This window comes from Thalassotalea marina (assembly GCF_014656435.1).
Taxonomy (GTDB): Bacteria; Pseudomonadota; Gammaproteobacteria; order Enterobacterales; family Alteromonadaceae; genus Thalassotalea_C; species Thalassotalea_C marina.
The window spans coordinates 415,642-434,502 of the sequence record NZ_BNCK01000002.1; the positions used below are offsets into that span (position 1 = coordinate 415,642).

Below are 18,861 nucleotides of genomic sequence, written 5' to 3' on the forward strand. Positions count from 1 at the left end.
AAAAGGTCACATGAATTGTGACCTTTTTTATTGGATGTTATTTTTTATTAAAGTCATCGCTGCTGTGCCTTTCTGGCAGTTGCTCTTCGGGTTCTCCCCAATTGCGATTAACCATGCGACCACGCTGAACCGCAGGTCTGTCGTTGATGCGCTCAGCCCATTGCTTAACATGTTGATAGTTTTCAACATCAAGAAATTCAGCTGCGTCATATAATTTGCCTAAAACTAATGCGCCATACCAAGGCCAAATTGCCATATCGGCAATACTGTATTCATCACCGGCCATAAAACTATTTGTCGCTAAATGTTTATCTAACACATCTAATTGACGTTTAACTTCCATGGTAAAACGATCAATAGGATATTGGTATTTTTCTGGAGCGTAAGCATAAAAATGTCCAAAGCCTCCGCCGAGTATTGGTGCGCTGCCCATTTGCCAAAATAGCCATGACATACAAGCCGTTTTTTGCTGATGATCTTTGGGAATAAAAGCATTAAATTTCTCAGCTAAATAAAGCAATATGGCACCCGACTCAAAGACACGAGTTGATTTGCCATCACTTTTATCGAGTAAAGCGGGAATTTTTGAATTTGGGTTTAACTCAACAAAGCCACTACCAAATTGTTCGCCTTCCATAATATCAACGAGGTAGGCGTCATATTGCGCTTCTTCAATGCCAGCTTGCAATAACTCCTCAAGTAAAATGGTAACTTTTACTCCATTGGGGGTTGCCAAAGAATAAAGCTGCAAGTCGTGTTTGCCTTGAGGCAAATCAGCGACAAAAGTAGCACCAGAAGTAGGGCGGTTTATATTGGCAAATTTACCACCATTGCTATTATCCCATTGCCAAACTTTGGGTGGTTGATACTCAGACATAACGATTTACTTCCTCTGTTATCCATTTTATCGAAAAGAATAATTGAATAGACATAGAATTTATTGAGTCTATTTCAATTAAGCAAAATAAAAATAGGACAAAGTTTAATTGTATTTGTTAGCTATACTAAATTAACCTCAGCTTCGCTTAAGGAGCCCTATGAAAGCACTATTAATTTGCTTTTTTATGTTGTTTTCGTTGGTTAGCCATGCCAAACGTTATGTTATAGGCGTGCAAGATGTATCTTATTTCCCGCTGTACGACTTTCCTAATGCGAGTTTTTCAAAAGAATTGCTTGACGCTTTTGCTGCTTCTAAAGGTTACACATTCGACTATTTACCCCTACCAATAAAACGCATTAATCACTGGTTTAGTGAAAATGATATCGACTTTAAATTTCCAGATAATAGCCGATGGTTAATTGGCTCTAACTTTCACGATACCGTTAAATATAGTGAGCCAATTATCGAATTAATTGCTTGTACGGTAGTGCATCGCAATAATAAAGATGCCAGTAAAAAAGATATTCATAAGTTAGGTACTTTGCTTGGGTTTCACCCAACACTGTGGCTTGACCAAATAGCCAATGGTCAAACTGCATTAATTGAAAGTACTTCTACACTAAATATTGTGCGGCAAACGGTATTAGGTGCTGTTGATGGCACTAACATTGAACCCAATGTGGTTTTTCATCAATTAAGAATACTTAAACAAGATAGTCAGTTGGTTATCTCTAAAAACATTCATCATGAAACTTATTTTTATCATTTGTCTACGAGAAAGCATCATGACGTATTAAAAGAGTTTAATCAGTTTCTAAAAGCAAACACTGAGTTTATCGAAACACTGAAAAAAAAGTACAAAATAATAGATCCAACCCCCTACCGACAACCTAGCCCTAACCCCTTAATATCACTTCTGTAATTGCCTGTTGATTGGATAATTACTAAGTTTTTTGATAATGAGTGTCCCTTCATGGCTTAAAACTAATGGTTGTACGTGTGCGTTTCATTATCAAATATACGATAAAGAGTGATGCAGCATGGCTAAGTGCAATACCTAGGTAAAATCCTTGTTTATCCCAGTAGTTGGCACCAATAAAAGCAAAAGAAAGCAATAAAACTAATTTATGGCTAATAGCTAATACTGTTGCTTCTAACGTTTTGTTTTTTGCGTTAAGACATGATTGAAACACCATTAGGATCCCAGTAGCGCCATATGCCCAAGGAACCCAAGTTAGGAATGTAAAAAGATGATTGGATATCGCTTGATGTGAACAAATAAAGTTTGACAACAAGTGGTGCTGATTCAATAAAAGTGCGGCTAATAGCAGCTGAAAAAGCATAATAAAACCAAATGTGATGCTATAAAATTGTTCAACTCTTGAGTGTTGTTCTCGCCAAAAGTTTGCACCAACAAGCGCTGGCAACGAGGTTGTTAATACCATAGGTATGAGCAAAAACAATAATTCTAAGCGAAATATTAATGCCAGTGCTGCAACGTAGCTTGTATCGAATGTCGCGGCCATGTAGGTTAAAAACGCCATACTAATAGGGGTAACAAACTGCTGTAAAACAATAAGACAGCTATCTTTAGAAGGCGTAATTAAAGGTATTGATAGGCGAGTCAAAGTAGGCTTTTTAAGGCCAACTTTTTGATGAAGAAAATATAATGAAATGACAGCACAACATACATCGGTAGCAATGTGTAACCAAGCCACCACAGATAAAGAAATTTCGTTATTTGACTCTGGGGATAATAATACTATTGCCAATATACATTTGGTTGTCGCCCAGCAAAACATTAAGGCACTTGCCAGTGGCATCCATCCTAACGCTCTTAACGTAGCGTTTATCATCCAAATGGCGGCTAAAAAGACCCAGCCTATAAATCTCAAATCTAAATAAGTTTGTTGCTGTTTGGCAATTGAATGTGTCAGAGCTCCCGGAAGCTGCTGAGAATTCCCCGTTAAAAGTAAAAGAGCTTCCTGATTAAAATAAAACAGTAGGGAAAAGAGGAATACGATAAGGCTGTTTTTTAATAAACAGTTGGAAATTTCAAGAGGAACTTGTTGTTTATCAATGCAGTTTTGGCGGATTATTTTGTTGTTTGTACGAATGCTAAGTGCTATTGCTAGCGCGGTCATTGCTGCAGTAATAGGTACAGTAAAGCCAAAAGATGTTAATACATGCTGTGGTTGAGCGGCCAAGAGGGAAGATTCAAGTAGATCATAGGCTAGCAGGGCTAAAATAGCTCCAACCATAGGCAATGAATTTTTAAAAATTAGGTTACTTGGATCAGCATGTATAAATGACTGACTATTACAAACTGCCATGTATTTTTATCTCTTTTTATTTATTCTGAATGAGATAGGGGCTTCACCGATTCTGTTTCACTATCGGATGTAACAATACGTGTCAGCTTCTTATACACTTCTTGTTATAAATGCTCGTTGGTTTTTTATAACTGATTGTTTTGTAGGTGATAGTTTTGGTTGGTTTGATATTTGTATACTACTCAGATAAGGCTGTGTTTTAGTACATTTGGAGTAGTTAATTTGCCAATTATGTTACGCACGCCTAACATCTCCCATTGACATAGGCGCTGAGCTTGTACAGTAGGCGTCTGTGTCTAACTTATTCCCTATAAAGCGTGACTTATGCTTTTTGTATCCAAACGCTGTGCATCTGTGTAAATAGTTTGTGGCCATATAAAGGTTGCAAAACATACTAAATAACCATTTGATAATTCATCTTTTACTAATGCTTTGCTTTTATATTGCTCAGGTACATATGTGGTAATTTGCTGGTCAAAGTTAGACTCATTAAAGGTTAGAAAATCAAACGAAGCAGGTTGCAAAATAGAGAGTAATTGTTTTGTCACTTTAAAAAGATCTACATTTGACTCAAAGCTCACGTAACTGCTCATTGCCTGAGGGGTAATATGTATTGTTATATATTCCTCACCTCTAATGGCATTTAGGGAGTAACCGTATGGCTGAAAAACAAAATCATCAATGCTATAACCTGGAAATAACACTTCAATATTTAGAAAATCTCTAACGCATGCGGGTGTTAAATTGGGTCTTGTTAAACGTTCAGATACCTGTTTATTAATTTGATAAGCCAGTAATTGATAAGTTTTGTTATTTTCGTTCGCTTGAAAGTTATTGTGTTGGTGAAAAATATAATTGTGGTGGCTGTCAATTTCGCCAAAACGGTAGGCTTTACCATCAATAATACTTGATAGCCTTTTAGAGTCCTCACTGAAACTGCTTAGTTGAGCATGTGCGAAATATTCATTTTTGCGTTGATATATAACCTGCCTAATAAGGATGTTATCTATGTGCTGTAAAAAATATTCCACCGAATCAACTAAAGTAGTAACACCACAGGTGATAATGAGTAACTTGTTATGCCAAACAAAAAGGCTTGATTCAGAGAGTAAAAATGCTTTGCATTCTGAGTTTGATACAGAAGAGATAATTTGCGCGTTGCAGCGTTCTACCATGTTTTGCCAAAAACAATCATCAATATCATTCAATAAAGATAAACTGTTTTTATCAATAATAATTTCAGCTTTTTTTTCAGAACCTTCGAAAAACAAGATAACTCCCTTGGTCAATTTTTACAGTCAGTTCGGTAAATTTATAACGCCATTTTTATAGGCTTATTAAGTAAAAACACTGGCTAGTTTAACCGCTTAATGTTTGTTTGTGTTTAAAAAGCTGCAAAAATGGTTATTTTATTATAAGGTGTTCGCCCAATAAGCACTCATTAAACAAATATTGATGAGTGTCGGATTAATAGGATCATACATTTTAAAAGGAATTAGATGATGTTTAAGTTATCACTCATCGCCGTTATATTTTTTTTGAATTTTTCAGTATTTGCAGATGAAATTGCGGCAGACAACTTTGGTTATAAGTTAACCTCCCTCGAATATAAGTTAAAAAATATTCAAGAAAATGGCAATGACATTGGTTTAGATGAAGCCGATGATAAAACAGTCATTGTCCCTATAGGTTTTAGTTTTTCTTTTTATGGTGAAGAATACACAGAACTTGAAATATCTTCGAATGGTTTTGTTACTTTTACACCCACAGGAGATGCAGTGTGTTGTGATGGGCAAGTCATTCCAACATTAGGTGGAGAATTAGACAACTTTATTGCTGGGTATTGGCAAGATTTTGATTTATCAGAAAGTGGCGTTATTCGCACCTTAAATCAAGACATTAATGGACAAACAACATTTACTATCGGCTTTTATCAATTAGCTGATAATGATAATGCTAGTGAAGCGGTAAGCACTTTTGAAATAACACTATACCAAGGTACCAATGACATAGAGCTTCAATATGCTCAAATACAATATGATGAAATTGATGACAAAGTTTTAGGTATCGAAAACCAAGACGGTTCAGATGGCATTCAATTAGCATTTTATGAAGCCAACAATGGCATGGCCAATGGTACTATTTTACAGCAAGAAAAAGGTTATTGTTTTAGTACAAAATATCAATGTAAAACGCCGACCAAAGAGCCTACACCTATTCCTGAACCACCGATGATATTACTGTTTATATTAAGCTCTTTATTTTTAGCAACTAGATACTTTAAATAATGCTAGAGGCAGCGAAAAAATGTTAACTGGGTAATGTTGTTTACATTTTTTTGCCTTTAACTATTTAACCTTTACTCAGATAGTCAACGCGTTATAAATATAAAATTGGCTTAACGCGTTGTTATTAACTTCAGTCTTATTTAATCAAGTTACTATTATTATTCAAACTTGAGTTGCTTTGATTATTTATCTTATGTTTTCTCCACAAATTTTTACAGATTTTCCAATAAAAATCTCTGTAGTATTCTATTCTAACTACTTGGTTTTATTTGTCATTTTTTAGTAGGTTTCACATGCTAAATACTATGTGATAAGTTACACAAACAAATGTGCGTAGCACATGTAAAAAATTACTATACATACAAAAAAATAACGGCATAATTGCCGTCCTTATTTTTGCCTTAAAAGGTGTTATGAATCGTGATAAAAGTCAAAGATATTGACATCGAGTTACAACATACTGATGCACAGTATAGTGGCTCATTAGATACTCAAGGTATTTTCGCTAATGCTACGCATTTAATTGGCTTTGGTTTTGATGGTACTGCGTGTTTTCGCAAGGGTACTAAACATGGCCCAGATGCGTTACGTGCTGTATCTGATGATATAGAAACGTATTCACCGTATCTTGATGAAGATATTAGTGATGTCATGTTTTATGACTTAGGAAATTTAAAGGTTGAACCTGCCGATGGTGTTAACCGCGACGCGCTTTCCGAGCATGACTTGATTGAAGCAAGCTGGCAACGAGCAACTGATGATTACTGTAGTTTAATGTCAGGCATCGATTTAGAAAAACATCAGGTAAAAACGTTAGTGCTTGGTGGTGAACATTCTATTTCTTATGGACCTATTAAAACCTATTTGGCGCAATACCCAAATTTAGTGTTACTACATTTAGATGCTCATGCAGATTTACGCGATGGATATTTAGGTTTTCATCAATCTCACGCATCGATTATTCGTCGTTCATTAGATCATTTTGGACCAGACCATCAATTAATCCAATACGGCATTCGCTCTGGAACTCGAGATGAGTACAAGTGGATGCGTGAAAATGGTACGTTAAAAACAAGTCGTCAAGAGTTTTTAGATGCGGTAGCAGCGATCCCTGAAGATCGCCCTATATACTTGACGTTTGACTTGGACTTTTTTGATCCGAGTTATTTTCCTGGTACGGGGACACCTGAGCCGGGCGGTGAAGATTTTCATGCTTTTGTAAGTTTATGCAAGCTTTTGAAAAACAAAAAATTTGTAGGTTGTGATGTTGTGGAGTTGTCTCCTGAGATTGATCCGACAGGCAATAGTGATGTGTTTGCCGCGAAAGTGGTACGTGAATTAGTTTTGTGTTTAAGAGAAAGAGACTAAAGAATTGGGCAATAAAGTAGAAAGTAGCAGCAATTCAGCTGCTTGGACTGTTGCAGACGCAGAGAACGTATATCGTGTAAAGCGTTGGGGGAATGGCTATTTTGACATTGGTGACAATGGCAATCTACACGTCATTCCGCGATATGATCAACCAAATTTAAAAATTGATATGCTCGAAGTTATCAATGAAATGCAGGCCGAAGGGATAGAATTTCCTGCGGTGATTCGATTTCACGATATTTTGAGATCTCAAGTCGAGCTATTAAATAAAACGTTTCGCCGAATTATGGAAGAAGCGGATTACGAAGGCAGATACTTTGGCGTTTTTCCTGTCAAAGTAAACCAAATGCGTGAAGTAATTGAAGAAATTGTTGATGCAGGTACTCGGTTTAACTACGGATTAGAAGCTGGCTCCAAGCCAGAATTAATCGCTGCTTTAGCTTACAACACCAACAAAGACTCATTAACGGTGTTAAATGGATACAAAGACGAAGAATATTTACGTCTAGCCATGCTTGGCACGCAAATGAATCGCAAAGTTGTTGTGGTCATTGAAAAATTCTCTGAGCTTAGAAAACTCATCGCATTGACAAAAGTCACCGGCATTATGCCTATGATTGGTCTGCGCGTTAAAATGATGGTTAAAGGGCGAGGTAAGTGGGAAAGCTCAAGCGGTGAACGCGCAAAGTTCGGATTAAGTATTGCTGAAATATTAAATGCTGTTGAGTTACTTGAGCGTGAAAACATGCTTGAAGCAGCTAAATTATTACACTTTCACATTGGCAGCCAATTAACTGATATTCGAGCAATTAAAGAAGCAGTACAAGAAGCTTCAACAATCTATACGCAGTTAGTGAAAAGAGGTGTGCCATTACAGTATGTTGATGTTGGCGGTGGTTTAGCGATTGATTATGATGGCTCTCAATCAACACAAGATTCATCATGTAACTACAACTTAGATGAATACGTGTCAGATATAGTTTATGGCTTCAAACAAAGTTGTGACCTTGCCGATGTACCACATCCTCATTTAGTGAGCGAAAGCGGTCGTGCAATGACGGCTCATCACTCTTGTGTGGTAACTAAAGTTATAGGTGAAATTCAACCGAATGGCATCGACTTTTCAACACGCAAAGCCACAGGTGAACATATTATTGTAAGTAATATGCGTACACTTGAAACTGATTTAACTGAATTAAATCTACAAGAAGCATTTAATGACGCTAACCAGTTGAAAGAACAAGCCATTCAAGCTTTTAAGTTAGGTGTGTTAAACATCATCGAAATGGGCAAGGTTGAAACTATCTACTGGCGCTTGTTAAAGAATATTAATACAGCATTGCAGGGTGAAGAGTTTATACCAGAAGAAATGCAGGAAATCCCTGAAATGTTGTCATCACAATACTTGGCTAACTTTTCAGTATTCCAGTCAGCAGCTGACTCGTGGGCTATCGACCAAGTACTGCCTGTTGTACCAATTTCTCGCTTAAATGAAAAGCCAACTAAATTATGTAGTTTGGTTGATATTACCTGTGACAGTGACGGTAAAATTGACAAGTTCATCGGTGAAGGTGAAGTTGCTACAAACTTACCAATGCATGAACTACAACCGGAGCAAGACTATTTCATCGGCTTGTTTTTAACAGGTGCATACCAAGACGTAATGGGTGATATGCATAACTTATTTGGCAGGTTGAATGAGGTGCATGTATTTAGTTATGACGACGACCCTAAAGACTTCTACATTGAAGAAGTGGTCAAAGGATCGTCCATTGACCACGTGCTTTCAACGATGCAGTATAACCCGGCTATTATGGCGCAGATGATCAAAAAAGAAATTGACCAACAAATCCAGCGCGGTTCAATCAAGCCAAGGCAAGGGGTGCAATTAGTCGACTTTTACGAAGACTGCTTGGGTGCATATACTTATCTAAAAAGCTAATCGTATTCGAGAAAAAAGAAGCCTCCTAGGAGGCTTATAAAGGGATCTCTAATCCGAAAAGTTTAAACTCGGTTGCGTAAGCTATTTACGCTTACGCAACGTTTCTTGTTGTTCTTCTTGCTTGTCAGTTTGTGAGCTTTGTTCAACCAACGTATCCGAAATCATCGGGCAGTATGGTGGAAAGTTTTGGCAAAAGTTTGCACCCAATGACTCTAATAATACATCTGCAACGTTAACCCCATCTTCCTTTTTAGCTGATTCAACAGCATAAGCATTTGAAGCAATTGCCAACGCTAGTGCAGTAGCTGTCGCGATTTTTTTTACTATATTCATAGACTATTCCTTATACGCTTGTGTATACGTTATATACGTAATATACGTAATATACGTTGTTTGTTTTTAGTTTGTTGCGAGCAAATCTAAGCAAATAGTACATTGATTTAGGTGTAAGTGTATTTTGAGTTACTTATTTAATTCTTATGTTTTTTAAATTTGTTAAATATTGAATTATTGGTTAGATGTTGATGTTTTATTGTATGTGTTACAGCGCTTATTGCTGCGGTGTGATGTTGAAGTGCTTCTTTATTCTCTTTCAATTTAACTAATTGAAATTTAAATTTTAAAAAAATACTTCATAAGGTTTCATAATGACTTGGTAATATTAATATTTGTCAAAATTAACCGCATAATTTCTAAATTATATAATTAACTAGCCTCAACTGCCGTTTACTTCGTTTAAACGAACAACTGAAAGGGCAAATAAAATTTACAATGTTAAGTAATGGTTACTTATGCAAAAACATAGTGTGACTGCATATGCTTGTATACAAGTTATTAAATTTTAACGATTGGCTTTAACGTATCGACGTGTTCACATCTCAGGGAGTTGTATCGAAAGAATATTGGTTTGGTTATCTGCCATTAATGTGTAAAAGAAACCACCTGAATTATCAGCAGAAAAGTGGTTTGCAAATCCAATCAAAGAGTGGCATTCAGTACGCTCTCTCGTTTCAATATCAAGAGCCACTATTTTTCCTCTCAATGAGAAAAACAAATTGTTATCCGCAATTGTCCACGCCGTTGTATCGATTATATTAAGTTTATCAAGTAGAATTTTTTCCTCATTATTTGAATCTATAATTTTTAGTTTACTTCCTGATTCACTAAGAAATACTAAGCCTCGTTGATCAAATACCTTTGGGGAAACACCCCCTGTAAAAGATAACTGTTGTGATAAATCGTTGGTTAAATCGTATTGCCAAATATTCCATTTGCTATTGTGAGTCTTGGCGTAATAAACATAACGTCCATCTGTTGACCAAGTAGGTGAGCTAATAATCTCTCCATCTAACATTAAGTATTTTACATGTTTACTTTTTAAATTAAGAATAAATATTTTATTACCGGCCATTCCTAAGATATTTTGACCATCGTTAGACCAACTTAAAAAAGATAGTTTGCCAACATTTTCAAAATTTGAAACGAGTGTCTCTTGTTCATTTTCCTTGCGTAACCATATTTGATTAGATCCTGTACGGTTTGAAACAAAGGCTAATTGCTTTTTAAATGTTGGAAAAAAGTCAGAGTAGCTAGAATTAACAACCGCTTTGTCTGATTTTACTTTGTTATTAGGGCCATATTGGCAAGAGGATTTATAGAATATGTCTTGGTAAAACATACTATCTGATGTAACAAGCAATTCATTTTCTTTATATAACGCAAGATACTCTATTGGTTTATTGAAGCTTAGTTTTTGTTTTTTTATAGCTTGCGTAGATGTGTCTATTTTATAAAGAGCACCAGGCGACTTCATAAAAAGTAAAGAATTGTTATCGCTTTGCCACACTACAGAGTAAAGCATAGTTTCTGATTCATAAATTCGACGTGTACTTTCAGACACTAAGTCAATGATATAAATTTGACTTTTTTTCCAGTTGTCTGTTCTCAGCACTGCCAATTTTGAACCATCAGGAGAGCGCCTAAGGAAATAATCTCCGGCTGAACCAGGCCTTGGTGTAGATAGTGAATAATCCTCTCCAGACTTTAAACTGACAGCCTTAACAAGTGATGGTTCACGCAAGGAGTTTTCTTGAATAAAAAATAGTTCGCTTTTGTCTAGAGAGAAAGCGGCTGAGGAATATTTTATTCTTGGCAATGAAACCAGTTTTTTATGGTTAACAACTTCCTCTTCATATTCTAAACTCCAAATCTCAGAAATTTCTCCTGATGTTTTTTGATAAAGCAATGTTTGGTTATGCCAGCTCAAAGGAAAAAAATCTGTTTTTTGTTCATTTATTAAAGACCGTGTATCGTTCTTTAGATTTTTTATGATCAATTGCCAATTGTCAGTTGCCTTCTCTCTATAACCAAAAGCAAGTAGATCTCCATTCCTTTGCATCGTTGGATACACTGTTTGACCTTTTAACCAGGTGATAGCTTTAGTTTGAATAGCAACTGTTTCATCAGTGTTCTCAGGTAGTTCATTACTCTGGAATTGCAGTATAGTGAATGCTAAGCCGATACATAGCATCAAAACGAAAAGAGGAATTTTAAATTGATCAAAACTTTGATTGGCTTTGGCATTAGTTGGAATTTCGGATGAGTACGAGTCATTTTCTAAAGATGGCTGATTTTGGTTATCCGTTTGGTAAAGACCAACGTTGTGGTTTTCATTAACGCTATAGTCGGCCTTGTTGTCATCTACTGGCTCTGAGGGAACATCAAAATGTTCAACATCAACTTGTAGGCTATATCCTTTTTTATAGTGGGTTTTTAGTAAGTCTGTGACATTACAGTGTTGTTTTAATGTTTTTCTAAGCTCTGATATGGCACGATTAATTGCATTGTCGTCAACATAGCCTTGCTGCCATACTTGCTCAATAAGTTCATCGCGAGTAATTAAAGTTCTAGGCTTGAGTACAAAGACTTCTAGCAAATCAAAGAGCAGGGGCTCTAGCTTTACGAGGGTGTTGTTTGCAAAGAGCTCTCTGTTTTGAGTATTTAAATGAATATTGGAAAAACGGTAAATAGTACTCTTTTTATTCAAAGCTATGACCCTCTAAAATCCTCATATTAACCCTCAATATGAAAAGGCTTGCCTAGCATTTCAGACGCGCAAAATCGAATTTTCTGGTTGACCAATATATATTTATAAATTTTCAATATCAACAAACTGTTACGTCGCAATCAAGAGGAAAAAACTAGTGTGCTCATGATTTGTAATAATTTGTTTACCTTGTGACGAATAATGCGTTTAGTTTTACATATTACAATTTTGCGTTCTAGAGTTTGCATAGTTTAAAAAAACGTTAATTACCCCGTAAAAGATAAAGCTAAACTAGGTTACTTGTCATCCTTAAATTACTCTCTAGTTAAAACTGAAATTCGCTAGTAGTAGGGAAAATCGCGATTTAAAGAGGACTGTGCATTGATTTTAAAGCTTATAATTGTTTGTTCTTTTATGTAATTAAAAGTTGCTCAAAATAAACCGATTCGATTACTGTAAGTCATGTAAATCAAAAATAACTTCTAATAATAAAAAGAAAAGGACTAATTTTGAAAAACCTACAATGTATTGTACTTGTTTTTGGCTTTATTTTGTCGGTGAGCACCATGGCATCTGCACTTAGAATTGCTGGGCCACATAGTGAACGTGTTCATCAAACAACAATAAAAGCTAGTCTCGATGTCGAATCACATCGTGTGACCGCAGAAATGAACTTGAAGTGGAAGAATACCACTAATGATACCCTTCACGAGATCCCGTTTCATTTATACCTGAACGCATTTTCTTCCACTGATACTGTTTTTATGCGTGAAAGTGGCGGAGGACAATTGCGTGGTGATAAAAGGGAAGGTGATGATAAGGAAAACTTTGGCTATGTCATTGTTACTAAACTGTCTAATGCTCAAGGTAAAGACTTACTTGCTAACTGGCAAATGGACAACAGTGTCGCAACACTTTCTCTTTCTGAGCCTCTCGAGTCAGGCCAGACAATAGAATTTAACATGTCGTTTACGAGCCAACTGCCCAAAGTGTTTGCACGAAGTGGTCATAATGGAGATACCTTTAACTTTGTTGCGCAGTGGTTCCCAAAGCCTAGTGTTTACATCAATGGTAAATGGGTTAACCATCGATATCATGCACATAGCGAGTTTTTTGCCGATTTTGGTAGCTATGACGTTACTTTGACTGTTCCTACTGACTATGTTGTTGGAGCTACGGGGTTTTTAGCTGATAAGCAACAAGAAGGTGATTTAACTAGGCATCATTATGTTGCCGAAGATGTTCACGACTTTGTTTGGACCGCAGATAAAAACTTTGCCGAAGCTAACCAACAATGGCAAGGCATTAACATTCGACTACTTTATCAAGAACCTCTGGATGAAAAGTCGATACAAAACCAGTTTGATGCAGCTATTGCTTCTTTTGAGTGGTTTGAAAAGTATGTTGGTGCTTATCCTTATTCAACGATGACATTGGTTCAACCGCCTGAAGATGCTAGTGGAGCTGGCGGTATGGAGTATCCAACATTAGTAACAACAATAACTGACTTAGATTACTCGAGTTTTCAACATTCAGCAGCACTCGTTACGATTCATGAGATAGGTCATAACTATTGGCAGGGAATATTAGCTTCAAATGAATTTGAAGAGTCTTGGATGGACGAGGGTATAAACAGCTATACCGAAGGTAGGATCCTAGCAGAAGCTATGAAGCGAAAGAATGTCGCTCAGTTTGCTCATTTATCAATTGAGTTACCTATGGTTCACCACGCCTCGACAGCGAGAACGCCAACCTTTGATCCTGTTAACACCAATTCTTGGAGCTTTATTAATAGTCGTGCCTACGGTACAAACTCTTATTCAAAACCTGCAACTATTCTAAATACTGTTGAACGTGTTTGGGGAGTGGAAAAAGTAGATCTGCTGTTAACCGCATATTATCAGCAATGGGCCTTCAAACACCCTAATACTAAGAATTTTTTAGATGTCGCTAAAACAATTGACGTTGAAATGGCACAATTTTTAGATGACGCAATAAATACCACAAAAACTATCGATTTTACGGTAGTCAGCTTGCAAAGCGAAAAAAAACATCAAGGTGGTGGGTACCGGCTACTGCTTGAACAACAATCTGAAGTTACGCCTGAGTACACTAAACCAAGTAAGTCAGACTTATACTCCAATACTGTTACCCTTGCCTACCAAGGTGAATTAACACCGCCGTCTATCGAAGTACTGTTAACTTTTGAAGATGGTAGTGAAGAAACACATATTTGGCAATTAGATGCAAATAAGCAGTGGAAAACGTTGCGCTTTGAATCTGAAGTTAAATTAGTTGAGGCTATTGTAGATCCTAGATTTACATTGTTGCTTGATAAAGACCTATCAAACAATATTAAAAAAGAACGCAGTGAATCAAATCAAGCGTGGCGCTGGGTTGTTTCATTGCTGCAATCTATGCACCATTTAATCAACGCATTTTTGCCTTTATAGGAGTTAATAGATGAGTACTGTTAAATTACTGTGGCAATATAAATGGGTTGCCTTAATTACACTGGTTTTTGAATGGCTTATTCTCGCACCAGTACTGCTGATGATGTTAAGGTTCGGTAATAAAGAGGTGGTAGTCAATCTAGCACAAACACCAATCGGATCATCTAACTTTTTTGGAATCTTTATTGACGCATTTAGCACTAGTCCAGGATTGGTTTATGCTGTAATTGCTTTTGCTATTACAGTTCCAACATTGATTTTATTCAAATTTGCATTGGCCGTTGGTACCATGGCGAGTATGCATGAAGGGAAGTGGTCTTTTTCTCAGTGGTTGAGTTTATCTGGTAAACATTTTCTTCGCGCCATAGGGCTATTACTTAGATGGTTGATTGTACCAGCAATTTTGTGCGGCCTTGCTGTATTAGTATTTAAACTATTTGATATTGAGTCAGCTGTGAGCAAAATAATTACTTTGGCTGTCTGCTGGTTTTTATCTATTTCATGGTTGTTTATGTCGTTAAATGGCGTGGCAAGAAATGAATCATGGTCACTTAAAAATGGCGCGATAACCTTGTTTAAAAACTTACATCAATTTTTACTCATTGTGCTTGTTTTTCTGGCATTGTTTGTTTTGGCTAAATTGATGAACTGGCAATTATTTGTCAATAACAGTGATATAAATACCACTTTATTATGCGGAGTATTTGGTGCTTTTGCTATAGCATTGTTTATGCGCATTGTGGTTTTATATTGGCAGGCAGCTCATGTCGTTGTCTGGCGAAAGCACTGGAAAATTAATTAGCATCATAAAACACATAGAGCCAGAAGTTACTGGCTCTATGTGCTATTTACTCTAGAAAAGTAACGTTTATTTTTGGTAATGCCGAATAATCTTTTCGGCTGATAGTGGCTGAGCTAATTGCAAATCTACAGATTGAAAAAGGTGTATTTTACCTTCTAAAACTGAGGTGTTGTCCACGATTAGTTTAGGAGTTTCGCGCTCTAATTGAGAGGTTAAAAAGCCAGGCGCTTCAAATATAATATCACCTTTAATAATGGTGCCACTGGCAATACTTATGTCACCAGTGGTTGTTTTAAGTACCCCATGAATGATGGCATGTTCAGCGATTTCAATATTTCCATTGGTCGTGCTGACATCGCCTGCAACAGTTACCTTGTTTTCAATGTGAATATTACCGTTTATGGTTTGTAGCGAACTAGCTTTAGCCATTTCTTTAACCGTAATATTTCCATTGGTAACATCAACTGACTTGGCTTGGGCTAGTTGTTCAATGACGATGTTACCATTCGTTGTTGACAGGTTACCGGCTCGGCCGTTGGCGCTTACATTGATATTGCCAGCAAAAGCAGAAGCGTCTGCACCCTTGCTAATTACTTGGTTGCCGACCGTACAGGCGGCTAGCGGTATCGAGATTAAAGTTATTAGTAGAAGGTTGTTAAGTGTTTTCATTGTTGTTCTTCTTAGTCGATTGACTATATAAGCGAAAGAGCATAGCACAGTTCATTTTGAAGCAGCTAGCATTGTTAGCAATCAATAACTTGCCTGCACATTTTACATAACTACATCTGTTTGAAATTTGCTCGTTCATTGTTAGCCTCGTAAATGCGTTCTTGTCGAGAGTATCAACCAATCGTGTAAAGAGAGCTATAAGTAAGTGACTAATGACGAAATGAAAGGAATGAATAACACAGAAGTCAGTAAAAGTAGCACCTAGAAACGCATTGCTTATGTGAAGCTGAGGTTAACTAGTTAAAAGCTATTTAAAAGATTGTCACGGGCTTTAAGTGAAGAGAGTAGTAACTTGGTGACATTCGACTCTTTAATATTTTTAGGCCAAAGCGCAAATAAAGGCAATGGTTCAATTTGCCAATTCGGTAGTACTTGAATGAGACTGCCGTTTAGTAAGTCTTTTTCAACTTGAGGTTTTGCCAATACGGCTAAGCCATTACCCAATAAGCAATAGTGATAAATAGCTTCAACACTATTCACAGTAATTTGGCTATTAAACTCCACCTCGTGGCTGGTGCTAGCTGAGCGAAATATGCGTTTATTTGGCAATTGTTCTAATTTTAGCCAGGGCCAATAACTTAGTTCGTTAGGGTTTTTAGGGGGCAGTTGCTTTTGATAAAAGGCAGGGGAGCATACTAGTACACGATCAATTTCCCCCAATTTAACTGACTTAAAGTCACTATTCGCTACATTCCCAGCTCTTATTGTTAGATCAACACCTTCGTCGATTGCATCACTAAGATAATCTGAAAAATAAACGTTCAAGTTAACTTTAGGGTGCTGTAAAGCAAAGCTAGAAATCGCGTGATTGATAGATGAATTACTCAAAGCTGTCGGTAAAGATATTTTAATCGCACCAGTAGGTTCATGTTGATGATGTGAAAGAAGTGACATACCTTTTTGTGCAGCTTCAATCATCATTAACACTTGTTGATAGAACACTTCCCCCTCATGGCTTAAGGTGAGCTTTCTGGTGGAGCGATAGATTAAAGCACTGCCTGTTTTCTTTTCTAATTGGGCAATGTGGTAACTGACTACTGAAGGCGATAACGAAAGTGTTTTTGCCGCTTCTCTAAACGAGCCTTTTTTTGCTACCTCGGCAAAAATAGCCATTGCTTTTAATTCGTTTATCAAAGTTATTGTTCCAATAGTTAGAATTATTAAATCAAATTAAAGCACCTAATAAAACACAAGGCAATGTAAGAAAATAATACTTACACGGTAATTGGAGGTGAGTATGTCACTGTTATTTTCTATGGTTGTATTTTCGTTGTTTATGTCAATAAGTCCTGGCCCTGTAAACTTTGTTGCTTTAACCAGTGGAGTAAATTATGGCTTTGTAAAATCGTTTAAATTTGTATCTGGGGCAACTGTTGGTTTTGTTGCCTTGTTGCTTTTAGTTGGCATAGGCGTAGGCAAAGCAAGTCAGAGCTTTCCTGTGTTATTGAAAGGGCTGCAATACATAGGTTGTATTTACATTTTCTATATTGGCTATAAAGTGTTTACAGATGATGGAAAAGTAAAGGGGGAAAATAAACTCGCTTTATTTCCTTCTTTTTCACAAGGCTGGTTAATGCAGTGGGTAAACCCAAAAGCTTGGATTGCCTGTTTAGCTGGTTGCTCTGCGTTTGACGTATATAATTCCGATTTAAGGCTAGTGCAGTTTATAACGATCTATTTCTTCGTTTGTTATATGGCAATAGCCTGTTGGGCATTTCTAGGAAACAAAATAAACCGCTGGCTCAGTACCGAGCACACTATGCGGTTTTTTAATAAAACAATGGGGATAATTTTGTGTGGGCTAGGAGTTGGGCTGCTATTTAATTAAAGTTTCTGATTACATCAGTTGTTTCCCCATAAAATCTGTAAATACTTTTTTAAAAAATAGCAGGGGCTCAATGATTATCTTGTTTTAATTGTTAAATAGGAAGCTAGTGATGCGAAGCGCCATTAATCTTTACCAATGGAAAAGATCAATAGCGCCAATCAGCGTCACAATCAACGTAAGCACCGTCTTCCCTAGGGGCTGGTACACTGAAAATAAACCGAACTGTGTTTGTTGATGTTACTTTCTTAGTAATTTTCCATTCAGCGATCGATTCTTCCAATGCATTTTTTATTTCTTTACTTACAGCTCTGCATGTATCAAGTAACTTGGCTGTGCCATCTTCATTGATCAATAGCTCAACATCTAATAAACGGTAAGATATTTCGTCGTATAATTCGCTATCCATACTTATTGGTAAGTCGCTTATCTCCCAGGTATGAATAAATTCTTCTATGTCTATCAATGGAAATTGCTCGGCATTGGCTATGGGGTCATTTGACTCATTTTCATTACCGCTATTTGGTAAGGCGTTATTCGCTACGTGTTCTACATTAGCCAACGCTATAAATTGAAAATAATCTAAGCCATTAATAGCATTAAGTAATGCACCATTATCTTCTTTATTTAAGCTCGATTGTTTTGATAATAATGCCGAATAGCTTTGCATAAAGTGGGGAAGTTCATCATCTGATAATACCGTTATAATTTTGGCAATTGATTTTTGTAAAGAAAGAAAGCTTGTCGCGTCTATGGGCATTGATAAGCGATGTTGTTTAAATAAGTCGATATCATTAGATTCAACAGTCATTTGCGCATCACATGTATTGTTAAAATCAACATCAGGTGACATTGAAAAGCTTAACACTACCGTTTGACGTTGCGGCAATTTATTATCATTGCTCTCTGTTGGTTTATATCGCCAATTCGATAGCGCTTTAACTGCAGGAGCTTCAAATATACCTGCTGAGCTTTTTATTGGTTCAATATATTGGGGAATACCATCAGAGTTTATGAAAAACTGCAGTTTTACGCATCCTTCGATATTACTTTTGATAGCTTTAAGAGGGTATTTAGGGTTAACTCGCTTTTCAACTGTCCATAGCTCTGCTTTAAGCGTAAAGCTAAACAATAAAAGAAAAAGGCTAGAAACTAGGTAAATTGTCTTCATCACATTCCTTGTAAATATCAATTA

General features: G+C 36.6%; 15 protein-coding genes. 7 read left to right on the forward strand and 8 right to left on the reverse strand.

Going from position 1 to position 18,861, the window contains the following annotated elements; all coding sequences use genetic code 11:
• Positions 1–37 precede the first annotated feature (37 nt).
• Positions 38–877, reverse strand: a complete 840-nt coding sequence (gene yghU / locus IE199_RS05140; RefSeq protein WP_189767947.1) for a glutathione-dependent disulfide-bond oxidoreductase — start codon at positions 875–877, stop codon at positions 38–40.
• 160 nt (positions 878–1,037) lie between these two features.
• Here yghU and IE199_RS05145 point away from each other — a divergent pair, with 160 nt between their 5' ends.
• Positions 1,038–1,802: a transporter substrate-binding domain-containing protein gene (locus IE199_RS05145; protein ID WP_189767949.1), complete on the forward strand. Its 765-nt coding sequence runs from the start codon at positions 1,038–1,040 to the stop codon at positions 1,800–1,802.
• A 49-nt stretch (positions 1,803–1,851) separates the two neighbouring features.
• Here IE199_RS05145 and IE199_RS05150 read toward each other — a convergent pair whose 3' ends face one another.
• Positions 1,852–3,213 (reverse strand): MATE family efflux transporter, encoded by a 1,362-nt coding sequence (locus tag IE199_RS05150; protein WP_189767951.1) that lies wholly within the window; start codon positions 3,211–3,213, stop codon positions 1,852–1,854.
• Between the two features lie 308 nt (positions 3,214–3,521).
• Positions 3,522–4,484: an adenosylmethionine decarboxylase gene (locus tag IE199_RS05155; RefSeq protein ID WP_189767953.1), complete on the reverse strand. Its 963-nt coding sequence runs from the start codon at positions 4,482–4,484 to the stop codon at positions 3,522–3,524.
• Between the two features lie 228 nt (positions 4,485–4,712).
• Between IE199_RS05155 and IE199_RS05160 the strand changes: the two genes are divergently transcribed.
• The 3 genes from IE199_RS05160 (at position 4,713) to speA (ending at position 8,811) form a co-directional block, all read left to right on the forward strand.
• Positions 4,713–5,501: an NIDO-like domain-containing protein gene (locus tag IE199_RS05160; RefSeq protein ID WP_189767955.1), complete on the forward strand. Its 789-nt coding sequence runs from the start codon at positions 4,713–4,715 to the stop codon at positions 5,499–5,501.
• Between the two features lie 420 nt (positions 5,502–5,921).
• A complete protein-coding gene (gene speB, locus IE199_RS05165) occupies positions 5,922–6,869 on the forward strand; it encodes an agmatinase (protein WP_229854532.1) in 948 nt (315 codons plus the stop codon).
• Between the two features lie 4 nt (positions 6,870–6,873).
• A complete protein-coding gene (gene speA / locus IE199_RS05170; RefSeq protein WP_189767964.1) occupies positions 6,874–8,811 on the forward strand; it encodes a biosynthetic arginine decarboxylase in 1,938 nt (645 codons plus the stop codon).
• 81 nt (positions 8,812–8,892) lie between these two features.
• Here the strand turns inward: speA and IE199_RS05175 are convergent, their stop codons facing one another.
• Positions 8,893–9,144 carry a hypothetical protein gene (locus tag IE199_RS05175; protein ID WP_189767966.1) on the reverse strand — a complete coding sequence of 84 codons (252 nt, stop codon included), beginning with the start codon at positions 9,142–9,144 and terminating at the stop codon, positions 8,893–8,895.
• A gap of 538 nt (positions 9,145–9,682) precedes the next feature.
• Positions 9,683–11,857 (reverse strand): winged helix-turn-helix domain-containing protein, encoded by a 2,175-nt coding sequence (locus IE199_RS05180; RefSeq protein WP_189767975.1) that lies wholly within the window; start codon positions 11,855–11,857, stop codon positions 9,683–9,685.
• A 509-nt stretch (positions 11,858–12,366) separates the two neighbouring features.
• Between IE199_RS05180 and IE199_RS05185 the strand changes: the two genes are divergently transcribed.
• Together IE199_RS05185 and IE199_RS05190 are read left to right on the forward strand one after the other, a co-directional pair.
• Entirely contained in the window at positions 12,367–14,310 is a 1,944-nt protein-coding gene (locus IE199_RS05185) for a M1 family metallopeptidase (RefSeq protein ID WP_189767977.1), read from the forward strand.
• A gap of 10 nt (positions 14,311–14,320) precedes the next feature.
• Positions 14,321–15,112 (forward strand): hypothetical protein, encoded by a 792-nt coding sequence (locus IE199_RS05190; protein ID WP_189767979.1) that lies wholly within the window; start codon positions 14,321–14,323, stop codon positions 15,110–15,112.
• Positions 15,113–15,178: 66 nt separating this feature from the next.
• Here IE199_RS05190 and IE199_RS05195 read toward each other — a convergent pair whose 3' ends face one another.
• Together IE199_RS05195 and IE199_RS05200 are read right to left on the reverse strand one after the other, a co-directional pair.
• Positions 15,179–15,781, reverse strand: coding sequence for a DUF4097 family beta strand repeat-containing protein (locus IE199_RS05195; protein ID WP_189767981.1), 603 nt, complete (start codon positions 15,779–15,781; stop codon positions 15,179–15,181).
• 300 nt (positions 15,782–16,081) lie between these two features.
• Positions 16,082–16,975 carry a LysR family transcriptional regulator gene (locus IE199_RS05200; protein WP_229854534.1) on the reverse strand — a complete coding sequence of 298 codons (894 nt, stop codon included), beginning with the start codon at positions 16,973–16,975 and terminating at the stop codon, positions 16,082–16,084.
• A gap of 103 nt (positions 16,976–17,078) precedes the next feature.
• On the opposite strand from IE199_RS05200, the gene IE199_RS05205 reads away from it, so the two are divergent.
• Positions 17,079–17,669, forward strand: a complete 591-nt coding sequence (locus IE199_RS05205; protein ID WP_189767983.1) for a LysE family translocator — start codon at positions 17,079–17,081, stop codon at positions 17,667–17,669.
• 145 nt (positions 17,670–17,814) lie between these two features.
• Here the strand turns inward: IE199_RS05205 and IE199_RS05210 are convergent, their stop codons facing one another.
• Entirely contained in the window at positions 17,815–18,837 is a 1,023-nt protein-coding gene (locus tag IE199_RS05210) for an energy transducer TonB (RefSeq protein WP_189767985.1), read from the reverse strand.
• Positions 18,838–18,861 lie beyond the last annotated feature (24 nt).

Bases quoted from the DNA above. Each gene is read 5' to 3' on its own strand.
- IE199_RS05160 (WP_189767955.1), top strand. From the start codon at position 4,713: ATGATGTTTAAGTTATCACTCATCGCCGTTATATTTTTTTTGAATTTT.
- IE199_RS05210 (WP_189767985.1), bottom strand. From the start codon at position 18,837: ATGAAGACAATTTACCTAGTTTCTAGCCTTTTTCTTTTATTGTTTAGC.
- yghU (WP_189767947.1), bottom strand. From the start codon at position 877: ATGTCTGAGTATCAACCACCCAAAGTTTGGCAATGGGATAATAGCAAT.
- IE199_RS05175 (WP_189767966.1), bottom strand. From the start codon at position 9,144: ATGAATATAGTAAAAAAAATCGCGACAGCTACTGCACTAGCGTTGGCA.
- IE199_RS05195 (WP_189767981.1), bottom strand. From the start codon at position 15,781: ATGAAAACACTTAACAACCTTCTACTAATAACTTTAATCTCGATACCG.
- IE199_RS05150 (WP_189767951.1), bottom strand. From the start codon at position 3,213: ATGGCAGTTTGTAATAGTCAGTCATTTATACATGCTGATCCAAGTAAC.
- IE199_RS05190 (WP_189767979.1), top strand. From the start codon at position 14,321: ATGAGTACTGTTAAATTACTGTGGCAATATAAATGGGTTGCCTTAATT.
- IE199_RS05205 (WP_189767983.1), top strand. From the start codon at position 17,079: ATGTCACTGTTATTTTCTATGGTTGTATTTTCGTTGTTTATGTCAATA.
- IE199_RS05145 (WP_189767949.1), top strand. From the start codon at position 1,038: ATGAAAGCACTATTAATTTGCTTTTTTATGTTGTTTTCGTTGGTTAGC.